7 protein-coding genes are annotated in these 11,436 nt (G+C 34.2%); 6 read left to right on the top strand and 1 reads right to left on the bottom strand.

The genetic code is table 11. From position 1 onward, the window contains the following. Window positions 1–20: 20 nt before the first annotated feature. Window positions 21–1,052: a LacI family DNA-binding transcriptional regulator gene (locus P0R33_RS01730; RefSeq protein ID WP_276173881.1), complete on the bottom strand. Its 1,032-nt coding sequence runs from the start codon at window positions 1,050–1,052 to the stop codon at window positions 21–23. Between the two features lie 392 nt (window positions 1,053–1,444). On the opposite strand from P0R33_RS01730, the gene P0R33_RS01725 reads away from it, so the two are divergent. From P0R33_RS01725 to P0R33_RS01700, 6 genes are all read left to right on the top strand, one after another. Continuing rightward, window positions 1,445–4,465, top strand: a complete 3,021-nt coding sequence (locus tag P0R33_RS01725) for a SusC/RagA family TonB-linked outer membrane protein (RefSeq protein WP_276173880.1) — start codon at window positions 1,445–1,447, stop codon at window positions 4,463–4,465. Between the two features lie 21 nt (window positions 4,466–4,486). Continuing rightward, complete coding sequence (locus P0R33_RS01720; protein ID WP_276173878.1) at window positions 4,487–6,100, top strand: RagB/SusD family nutrient uptake outer membrane protein; 1,614 nt, start codon at window positions 4,487–4,489, stop codon at window positions 6,098–6,100. 394 nt (window positions 6,101–6,494) lie between these two features. After that, entirely contained in the window at window positions 6,495–8,033 is a 1,539-nt protein-coding gene (locus P0R33_RS01715; protein ID WP_276173876.1) for a sugar porter family MFS transporter, read from the top strand. A 5-nt stretch (window positions 8,034–8,038) separates the two neighbouring features. After that, the gene (locus P0R33_RS01710; protein WP_276173875.1) at window positions 8,039–9,622 is read left to right on the top strand and encodes a glycoside hydrolase family 43 protein; all 1,584 of its coding nucleotides are present in this window, start codon (window positions 8,039–8,041) and stop codon (window positions 9,620–9,622) included. A gap of 17 nt (window positions 9,623–9,639) precedes the next feature. Then, a complete protein-coding gene (locus tag P0R33_RS01705; RefSeq protein ID WP_276173873.1) occupies window positions 9,640–10,761 on the top strand; it encodes a glycosyl hydrolase in 1,122 nt (373 codons plus the stop codon). 249 nt (window positions 10,762–11,010) lie between these two features. Next, window positions 11,011–11,385 (top strand): hypothetical protein, encoded by a 375-nt coding sequence (locus tag P0R33_RS01700; protein ID WP_276173871.1) that lies wholly within the window; start codon window positions 11,011–11,013, stop codon window positions 11,383–11,385. Window positions 11,386–11,436: the final 51 nt, after the last annotated feature.

The following is an 11,436-nucleotide window of genomic DNA, read 5'->3' as shown; positions in this document are numbered from 1 at the left end:
ATGCAACTTCTTTATGGATACTAAAATGTAATTTTCTTAGTCGAATCACGTTCGATAAGACTCGCTTTTATGATTTTAGTCTCAAATTCTGGTTGGTTTAGCTCTTCATTTTCAATACGTTCAATTACTTTTTGTACTGCAATCTGTCCCATGAAAACACCATGTTGACTAATGCAAGATATTGATGGTTTGCAATATTTAAACATTTCGCTGTTTGTAAATCCGATAATCGAAATATCTTCAGGAATTTTATAGCCTCTATTTTGTGCAATTGTCATCGATTCGACTGTAGAATATTCTTCTAAACCGATAATTCCATCTACTTTTTGATAATCTAACATGGTTTTTATTTCGGTTTCAAAATCATATTCCTTTTTAATGAGCGAAATCAGTTTTTTATTTACAGGAATATTATAATCTTCATGCGCTTTCAAATAGCCGTCGATTCTCAGTTTTACAATTCCTAAATAATCTAAAACAGTTACAATGGCGATGTTTTTACAACCGGTTTTTATCAAATGTTCTGTCGCTTTATAGGAACAATTAAAATCGTCCACAATAATTTTATCTGTATCTAAAGATTCAAAAACGCGATCGAACATAACAACCGGACCAGCATTTTTGATGAAATTTTCAATATGAGAAATGTGATGTTTAGATTGTGCTTCTTCACATAAAGAAATCAGCAAACCGTCGATAATTCCATTTTCTAAAAGATTGATTGAGGTGATTTCTTTTTCGAGTTTTCCATTCGAAATAATCGTAATCAAATTATAACCTTTTTCATTAGCCGCTTGTTCCATTCCGTTAAAAATCTGAACAAAAAAATGATTCAGAATAGTTGGCATAATTACGCCAATTGTTTTGGTTTTTTTATTGAGTAAACTTAACGCAATGCTGTTGGGTTTGTAATTATGAAGTTCTGCGTAATTTTTAATCTTATTTTTTGTAGCTGTGCTAATGTCATGGCTGTCATTCAGGGCTTTAGATACCGTTGCAATAGAAGTATTAAACTCTTTTGCGATCTGTTTCAAAGTAATTTTCTTATTCATTTTTGGGACTCTTTGATAATAGAAATCAACAGTATTTTGGGTTTTAATTTAACGAATATACAATATAAATTATCTTGTTTTATGAATAGTGTTTTGGTTTTCATAAAATTTTTTCCTTTGTATAAAATTGTAGTTAATTTCTTTGTTTTTTAATTTTTTGATAAAAATTTACTTAAACCTTTAAGTAAAATTTTGGCAAAATTTCCAATCACTTTGGAAGCCTTGTATTTGCTGCTTCTTCACAATTTTGAAATCGATTTTTTAAGAGTTGAGATTTTTTTGATTCTAAGTTCAACCACGTTAAAAATTAAATTATTCCTATTTCACGTCTATATATTTGAACTATTAACAAAAAAAAGACCAGAAAAATCCAAAATTAAAAACCAGCATTTATGAAAAATTATTTATTTAAGATGGTGTTTTCCGTTTTTCTATTGATTACGGCAAATGCATTTTCTCAAAATGTCTCAGGAATTGTGACATCAAATACAGGTCCTTTGCCTGGCGTAGATTTAAAAGTTAAAGGCAGTAATGTCGGAACAACTACAGATTTTGATGGGAAGTTTTCGATTGCTTTAACTTCAGAAACAGGAACTTTAGTCGTAAATTATTTAGGATACGAAACACAAGAAGTTACAGTTAAAAGAAATCAGTCGGTTACGATTACGATGATCGAAAGTATGAATACTTTAGATCAGGTTGTCGTTGTAGGGTACGGACAAACTCAAAACAAAAAAGCAGTTTCTACGGCAGTTGGAGTAGTAAATGCGGCGCAGATTACAGAATTAGCTGTGAGTCGTCCAGAAGCGGCTTTGCAGGGAACATCGCCTGGAGTTACTGTGGTTCAGACTTCAGGATCGCCGGGAGCGCCTTTAACAGTTCGATTGAGAGGAGCGGCTTCGGTTGGAGCTTCAGCACCTCTGTATTTGGTTGACGGACAGCAGGTTCCTAATTTGAACTTTGTAAACCCTGATGATATTAAAAGCATGAATATCTTGAAAGACGCAGCTTCTGCAGCAATTTATGGTGCGCGCGGTGGAAATGGAGTTATTTTGGTAGAAACCAAAACAGGAAGACGCGGTTCTGCAAAACCAACCATTACAATTGATACTTATACTGGTTTTCAATCGCTTGGAAATAAACCAGATTTGATGGATAAAAACGCTTACGTTTCTTATTTGAATGATTTTAGAACCAAAAATCCAGGAAATGGAAACGTTTTGACACCTGCTGAAATTGCAAAATTACCAAACACAGATTGTTATGGAGAACTGTTTGAAACCACTCCAGTTTCTAGTTTAAGCAGTTCTATTTCAGGCGGTGGAGAGAATTATTCGTATAACATTTCAGGCGAACTTTTCGACCAGAAAGGTATGGTTGGCGGTAACGAAGGAAAATCGCAATACACTAGAAAAAATATAAAACTGAATTTTGAAACTGATATTACTTCAAAATTTAATATCAACGTAGGTTTGAATTTGGTGGATGTAGAAAGGGATTATCTTTTTGAAAATCAATCGGGAACGGGAATTTCGATTATGAATTTCGTGAATTCTATTCCAGCGATTTATCCCGCTTTTGCTTCAAATGACAGATCTGTGCCATTTGGAATGGGAAATCAGCAAGGTGTTGTGGTAAACGGTGTTTCTTTGCCAACAGTTGGCGCGGTTGCCAATCCGTTTTTGGCTTTGATAATAACCAATAATAAATCGGTTTCAGATATTACTTCGGCGAATATTAAAGGAACTTGGAAAGTTACGAACGATTTTAAAATTACAGGAACGTATTTTCATTACAAAGACAACACATTCGACAAACAATTTACACCTACTTTTGATTTCTCCGATCAAGGATATGTCAACACGAATGCGACTTTGAGAGAAACGCTTTATTCTAACAAAATGACGCAATTTGATGGAAATGGATCGTATAAATTCTCCAATTTAGGCAATCATAATTTAGATGTTTTGGTTGGAATGTCGGTTTATCAAACCACTTTCGAAACCAGTTCAAGAAACGGAGTTGGCTTTTTTACGAATGATTTCAAATCAACCAATTTTGCAACAATCCGAAATCCGTCGGGAATAACTTCTGCTGTTCCTTATGCTTTTGATACGGCTTTGGTTGGATATTATGGAAAAGTAAATTACGATTATGCTCATAAATATTTACTTTCTGGAACGCTGAGAGCCGATTCTTCATCAAACTTTGGATCTAATAATAGAACGGGAATTTTTCCTTCTGTTTCTGGAGGATGGGTAATTTCTGAAGAAGGTTTCTTAAACAATTCAAAATTTATTAATCTACTAAAACTTCGTGCAAGTTGGGGTATAAATGGAAGTGATAATATCAATCCGTTTCAATATTCTGCGGTGCTGAATTCAGGTTCTGGAACTAATTTCGGTGGCGAAAATGTTTCTGGTTTAACGCCTGCATTTTTGCCAAATCCAGATGTAAAATGGGAAGAAGTTGCCCAAACAAATTTTGGTTTAGACATCAACGCTTTCAATAATTCATTCGGATTGACATTTGATTATTACATTAAAAAAACAAGCGATATGCTGATTCCAATTGGTGTTCCTTTATTTTCAGGATATCCAGCGCCTGCAACGAATATTGCTGATATGGAAAACAAAGGTTTTGAATTATTGCTTTCCTACAGAAAAAAATACGAAAACGGATTTTCTTGGGATATTGCAGCAAACCTTGCGCAAAACAAAAACAAAGTAACTAGTTTAGGAAACAACGGACAGCCATTAACAGGCGGAACAGGAACTTTTGTTTTCAATGATCCCATTACGTTGACTACAGAAGGACATTCTATTGCAGGATTTTATGGTTACCAAGTTGAATCTATTGATGCTGCGGGGAATTTAGTTTATAAAGACAACGATGGCGTTCCAGGAATTACAACAGCAGATAAAACCTATATAGGAAGCGCTCTGCCTGATTTTACTTATGGAGTTAATTTAGGAGCAGCTTATAAAAACTTCGATTTCAATGCCTTTTTATACGGATCAGAAGGAAATGATATTTACGATGCCACAATCAGAACTGATGCAGGTTATTCGAACAGAAAAGATTCTTATTCTACAAATGGCTTAAAAAATAGTTTAGGTTTTGGTTTGACCGATTCTCAGGTTTCAGATTTCTATGTAAAAGATGGTTCATTTTTAAAACTAAAAACGGTGACTTTAGGTTACAGTCTTCCATCAAGTTTAGTGGATAAGTTTAAAATCGACAAATTCAGAATTTATGTAACGGGCCAGAATTTATGGGTAAGTACGAAATACGACGGAACAGATCCTGAAATTGGAGAATCTGGCGCAAGCAATTCTTTAGATATGGGAATCGATAGAGGATTTTATCCGCAAGCCCGTACGATTTTAATGGGCGTACAAGCTAAGTTTTAATTCTAAAATAAAAATTTCGTTATGAAAATTAAATATATAAAAGATAGCATTTTAGCATTTTCGATGTTATTGATGCTCAACAGCTGTTCTGAAGATTTCTTAACCATAGAACCAACAACTCAGTTAACAGCAGATGCCATTCAAACCGATTCAGATTTTGAAGCTTTGGTAAATGCAGCTTACGATCCGTTGCGTTGGCAAGTAGATGGTGCCGCGACAAGACATATGTATCCAGTTATGTTTCAGGATATGAGAGCAGACAATGTGGTTTCGCAATGGGCAACGTTTTGGGTTGCTGGTCAGGCTTTTGATAAAAACCCGATTGCGCCAAATAATCCGAGCGTGGAAGGAATGTGGAAAAAATGGTACACGATGATTTCGAGAGCCAATACGGCAATTGGAATAATTACAGAAACTGAAAAAATAAAAGATGAAGCTTTTAAAAATCAGCTTATTGCGCAAGCCAAATTTTTACGTGGATTCGCTTATTTCGAATTAGTGAAACATTTTGGAGGCGTTCCTTTAATTACAGAATATATAAAAGATGCTTCTTATAATTTTAAAAAGCCAAAAGCTACAGCCGCAGAAGTTTATGTGCAGATTGAAAAAGATTTATTAGATGCAGCTCAGACTTTACCAACGGTTGCGGCAAAAAAAGGAAGAGCAACAAAAGGCGCGGCTTATGCTTTTTTAGCGAAAGCCAATTTATATCAGAAAGATTATAATGAAACCGTTAAATATTGCGAAGAAGTAATGAAATTAGGTTATTCGTTAGAAGAAAAATTTGAAGACAATTGGGATTTGAATAATGAATATGGAAAAGAATCGATTTTTGAAATTGGTTACATCAGCGGTTCTTTATACAATAATTTTGAAGGCGGGCAGAGTTACTCAAATCAAGGTTCTTCAACACATCAAATGTTCGGATTTTTGTTTAATAGTTCGGTTGGAAACAGCGCTGTCGGAAATAGTGTTCCAAGGCAAGAATTGATTGATTTTTATGATAATTCTGACCGAAGAAAAGAATACACTTTTATAACACCACAAACAATTGTAAGAGGCGGAAGAGGCGCTATTTCTTGTAATTGCAGTACCAATCCAGACGGCTCAATCAATTTTGCTACAGAAGGACAGTGGGTTTTTGGAACCGATACTTACAATTATTTCTGGCCAACTGGAACGGCAGCTTTCAAATCTAAAGCAAGTATGTACAAATATTGGATTCCGCCTGCAGTTCAAGACGGTTTGCAAAATTATGCGGACTCTCCATTAAATGAAAAAATCATTCGTTATGCAGATGTGCTTTTAATGCATGCTGAAGCCACATTAATGGGCGGAACAGGCGTTTTAAGCGGAGCAAGTTCTTATAAATTAGTAACCGAAAGAGCTTACGGAGCAGGAAATCCGAAAATTCCAGCTTACACTTTGCAAGGGGTTAAAGATGAAAGAAGAAGAGAATTGGCAACAGAAGGTTGGGACAGATATACCGATTTAGTGCGCTGGAGCGATGCTAAAGCTGCTCTCGAAGCGGTTGGAAAAGTTTTTGTTGTGGGAAGAGACGAATTATTGCCAATTCCAGCATCAGAAATTCAGCAAGTGGGAGCGACCGTTTTAATTCAAAATCCAGGATATTAGGAAGTAATTCGTTGAGTGTAGTTTATTTCAACACATAGAATCATAGAATTTGAATCTCTGTAAAAGGCGTTTCACTTGTTTAAATGAACATAGTCTGCATAATCTTGTCATTCCGAGGAACGAGGAATCTCCGCAAGTCACTGCGTGAACTATGTGTTAGAAACTAGTTTCTTTCTACAGTCTTTTCATAAGTTTTAAAAAACTATGGTTCTATGTGTTTAAATTATTTCGATGAATTACTCTCACCTCACAAGTAGTTTATAGTTAATTTCATGTTAGTCTGAGTTGGGCTGTTTGATAAAAACAGCTCAACTTTTTAAAAATTTAACTAAATTTCAAACGATTTAGTTCTCATAAGAACAAATTTATGAAATAGTAACAACCGTAATTTTAAATGAAAAAATCAATATTTGCCGCTTTTGTAGTTTCTTTAGGAGGATTTTTGTTTGGTTTTGATGCCGGAATTATTTCTGGAGTCATGTCTTACGTTGGTCCCGAATTTAATCTGAACGATTTTCAAACAGGCTGGGTGGTAAGTTCACCTTCTTTTACGGCAATGTTTGCCATGCTGATTTCAGGACGTTTAAGCGATATAATCGGAAGAAAAAAATTACTGATTCTTGCCGCTTTTTTATATGCTTTATCCATCGTTTTGTCTGCTTATAGTTTTTCTTATGAAATGCTTTATATCGCCCGTATGATTGGCGGAATCGCATTTGGAATTGCTTTGGTAATTGCGCCAACTTATATTGCAGAAGTTTCTTTGGCAGAAAACAGAGGAAAATTAGTTTCCATTCAGCAACTCAATATTGTATTAGGATTTTTTGCTGCTTTTTTGAGCAATTATTACATCAATTATCTGTATACTTCTGGGCAAACAAGTTTTCTAACAGAAGCAAATGTTTGGCGTTGGATGCTCGGAATTGTTATTATTCCGTCTATTATCTATTATATTTTCTTGTTTTTTGTGCCAGAAAGTCCGCGTTGGTTGTTTACCCAAAAAAGAGATGATGAAGCTAAAAAAGTTTTGATTTCCATGCATGGAATAGAAAAAGCCAAATTAGAAACTGAAACTATTTTAGAAAGTTTAAAAGAAGACAATCAAAATACGGAAAAACTAAAAATAAAAGACCTTTTTAAACCCGCATTAAAATTCGTTTTTACGGTCGGATTGGTCATTGGAATTTTACAGCAGATTACCGGAATTAATGCAATTTACTTTTACGCAACATCTATTTTTAAACAAACCGGAATTGGCAATGATGCATCTTTTTCTTCGGGAGTTCTGTTGAGTTTTATAACAGTAGCTTTTACGATTGTAGCCATGTTTTTAATTGATAAAATGGGACGTCGTCCTTTATTATTAGTTGGTATTGCTGGAATTGCAATTAGTATGGCTTTATGCGCGTACGGATTTAAAGAAGCAAAATATCAATTAACTTTAGATAAAATAACGCTTTTAGAAAATTCAATTGCAGTAAAGTTAAAACCGATTGCAGGTAAAATTTACGAGAATGATATTGCATTTAAAAACGAAATGAAAACGCTTTTAGGGGATCAGATTTATGCTAAAAATGAAGGGACAATTTTAGAAATGGCAACTCAAATGAATGCTGTTTTGGTTTTGGTTGGCGTAATGGGATTTATTGCCTGTTTTGCCTTTTCGCTTGGGCCAGTAATGTGGGTTTTATTATCCGAATTATATCCAAATCGTTACCGTGGTTTGGCAATTGGCGTAATCGGTTTTGTAAACGGATTTGTAAGCTGGATTGTTCAGCAGGTTTTTCCTTGGGAATTATCCAATTTAGGCAATGCATTTACCTTCTCTATTTTTGGAGGAATTGCATTAATCGGTTTCTTCATATTGTATAAAATCTTGCCCGAAACCAAAGGAAAATCATTAGAACAAATAGAAATTGATTTCGTAAAATAAGATATATGATTCAGAACCCAATCTTAAAAGGTTTCAATCCAGATCCTTCAATTTGTAGAGTTGGAGATGATTATTACATCGCAACATCCACATTTGAATGGTTTCCAGGCGTGCAGATTCATCATTCAAAAGATCTTAAAAATTGGAAAGTAGTTGCGCATCCGCTCAATCGAATTTCTCAATTAGATATGAAAGGAGTTCCCGATTCCTGCGGAGTTTGGGCGCCTTGTTTGTCTTATAAAAATGGTGTTTTTTATTTGGTTTACACGAATGTAAAATCGTTTGACGGCGTTTGGAAAGACACACCAAATTATGTTGTAACGACAAATGATATTTTAGGAGATTGGAGCGAACCAGTTTACTTGACATCAGCGGGTTTTGACGGTTCTTTTTTTCATGATAATGATGGAAAAACTTGGTACATTAATATGTTGGTCGATCACAGAAATGGAAAATTTTTTGGAGGAATCGAACTTCAGGAATATGATACAGAAGTACAAAAATTAGTTGGAGAAATTTTCTATTTAACGTCAGGAACTGATTTAGGTTTTACCGAAGGTCCGCATTTATATAAACGAAACGGCTATTATTATTTAATTCTTGCCGAAGGCGGAACAGAATATGGTCATGCAGAAACCGTTATGCGTTCTAGAAACATTTCTGGACCTTATGAAAATCATCCAGAAAACCCGATTTTAACAGCGAGAAATTCGCCAGAATATGAATTGCAAAAAGCGGGACACGCTTCTTTTGTAGAAACTCAAAATGGAGATTGGTATGTTGCATTTTTGGTAAGTCGACCGCTAACTGTTCAGGGAAGATGTATTTTAGGAAGAGAAACCGCAATTGAAGAAATTGTTTGGAAAAACGATTGGCCATATTTGAATTCAGGTTCCAATTTACCTCGTTTAGAAATTCCTTCTCCAAACTTACAAGAAGTTTTTTTTGACGAAAGTCTTGAAAAAGAGCATTTTGATGCTGATACATTGCCGATAGATTTTCAAACCTTAAGAATCCCACAATCAGAAGAATGGATTTCTTTGGCAGAACGTCCAGGATTTTTAAGATTAAAAGGAAAAGAATCTCTCACGTCTACACATACGCAAGCGTTGGTAGCGAGAAGATTACAGCATTTTAAAGCAGAAATTACGGCTTCGATACGTTTTGAACCGACTAAGTTTCAGCATTTAGCTGGTTTGGTTTTGTATTATAATACAGGACATTATCATTATTTGCATATAACGAAAAGTGGAAATCAAAAGATTCTTTCTATTGTTAGCTGTTGTAATTATAAAATAATTGAACAAAAAGAAATTATTATCGTGACGGGAATTCAAGAAATACTTCTGAGAGCAACCATTAACCATGATAAATTGCAATTTCTATTTAGTAAGGATGGAAATCATTTTGAAAAAATCGGAGAAAAACTAGATATGAGCATTTTGTCAGATGATTATGTTCGTGACGAAAGCGAACGTTACCGTCCAGCTTTTACGGGATGTTTGGTCGGATTGTGTTGTCAAGATTTGGCAACGAATTCTGTTCATGCCGATTTTGATTGGTTTGAGTATAAGATTTTAGATTGTTGATTTTAGATTTTAGATTTATGAAATTAAGATATTTTATTATTGGACTTTCTGTTTTGATGTTGAGCTGTAAACAGAATCCACCGAAAATAGCGGAATTAATAGAAATTAAACGTGCCAAATTTGAGCCAAAAGATGGCGAAGTAATTCTATTTATTGGTCAAGAAAATGATGCTTTGGGCGGAACGGAAAAAGATAAAAACGGTTATTTTGACCATTTTCCCGCACCTGGCGGATTTACAATGTATACCGATATTATGCCAGGCGTCACAGAAGAATTTGATGGACATTCCTTTACATACTCAGGTTTAAACGGAATTTACGAAACGGCAGATTGGGGAGACGGGCCAGAGAATATGTCTTTACAATTAAATGATGCTGATTTTAAAAACTCGGCTTTGGCAATTGGTCTGGCGATAATTGATACTGAAGAGAAAATTGCAAGTGGCGAATTGGATTCTTACATCAAAAAAATGGGGGAATTTTTTAAGAGTTTAGGAAAACGTCCTGTTTTTCTGCGAATTGGTTTTGAATTTGACGGACCTTGGAATAGATACGAAAGAGTGGCTTACATCAATGCTTTTAGACATATTAAAGATAAATTGGACGAACAAGGCGTGACTAATGTCGCTTATGTCTGGCAGTCAAAAGGGTTTGAAAGCACTTTAGAAGATCTTGAAAAATGGTATCCTGGCGACAATTATGTTGATTGGTGCGGTTTTTCATTCTTTAATAATTACAAGCAGGAAAATATGATTGCTTTCGCGAAAGCTAAAAATAAACCTGTTTTTATTTGTGAAGCAGCGCCAACGTCAACCGATTGGAAAAATGATCCGAAAGGAAATACAGGTTTGACAAAAGAAATGAAACTTTCGAATCCGGAACAAGCAAAAATGGCTTGGGAAGAATGGTTTGTTCCGTTTTTTAAAACCATAAACGATAATCCGAAAACGGTAAAAGCAATAAGTTATATTAATGCTAATTGGAAAGACAAACCAAGATGGAAAGTAAATCCAACTTTTAAAGGAATTGATTCCAGATTGCAATTAAGCGATTTCATTACCAAAAAATGGAATGAAGAAGTTGGGAAAGACAAATATTTAAAAGCTTCACCAGAACTTTTTGATCAATTATACAATTAAATCATTTTTGCTTTTTATTAAAAACATGACAAAAAAATGCTAAACATTACGTTTAGCATTTTTCTTTTGTTTTAAGCTCTAAATTGGATTTCTGTAATTATTTTAACGTTATTGCAATTTTTAAAATAGTTTTATTAATCACAGTTATTAAATAAGACAAAAACATCTTTTATTAAATAAAAAATTGCATTTCGTTAAAATAAATACAAAATAGTGTGTACTTTTGTTGCCGAAACATAATTCAAGCAATTGAAAAGATTATTTATCATAGTGCTTTCCATTTTAATCTTGTCGCCATCTTTTGGCAGCTTGTTCATTTATGCTTCCTTCAAAATAAATCAAAAAGAAATTGCGCAAACTATTTGTGTGCAACGTAAATCAGTTTTTAATTCTTGTAACGGTCGATGCGAACTTCAAAAGAGCATAAAAAAATATGCTGATAACGAGAAAAAGCAAGATAGTCTGAAAGAAAAACTAGAATTGGTATATGTTCAAAATTCTCCTGAAGTTAAATTTTCAGTTATTTCTTTAGTAGAATCAAAAGAAAATGCTTCAATTTTATTCGAAAAGAAACCTATCAAGGCTTCTAATCTTACTTTTCATCCACCGCTCTGTTTGGCTTAGATCAGAGTTTCCAGTTTAATTTGTATCCTATTTGAAATCATTGCAATGAAT

The organism is Flavobacterium sp. YJ01, assembly GCF_029320955.1.
In the GTDB taxonomy this organism is placed as follows: Bacteria; Bacteroidota; Bacteroidia; order Flavobacteriales; family Flavobacteriaceae; genus Flavobacterium.
Note: the sequence above shows the minus strand (reverse complement) of the source record. Positions and strands in the feature narration are given on the sequence as shown.

Excerpts from the sequence above, each read along its gene's own strand:
- P0R33_RS01710 (WP_276173875.1), top strand. The coding sequence starts at position 8,039 with ATGATTCAGAACCCAATCTTAAAAGGTTTCAATCCAGATCCTTCAATT.
- P0R33_RS01720 (WP_276173878.1), top strand. The coding sequence starts at position 4,487 with ATGAAAATTAAATATATAAAAGATAGCATTTTAGCATTTTCGATGTTA.
- P0R33_RS01730 (WP_276173881.1), bottom strand. The coding sequence starts at position 1,052 with ATGAATAAGAAAATTACTTTGAAACAGATCGCAAAAGAGTTTAATACT.
- P0R33_RS01715 (WP_276173876.1), top strand. The coding sequence starts at position 6,495 with ATGAAAAAATCAATATTTGCCGCTTTTGTAGTTTCTTTAGGAGGATTT.
- P0R33_RS01725 (WP_276173880.1), top strand. The coding sequence starts at position 1,445 with ATGAAAAATTATTTATTTAAGATGGTGTTTTCCGTTTTTCTATTGATT.
- P0R33_RS01705 (WP_276173873.1), top strand. The coding sequence starts at position 9,640 with ATGAAATTAAGATATTTTATTATTGGACTTTCTGTTTTGATGTTGAGC.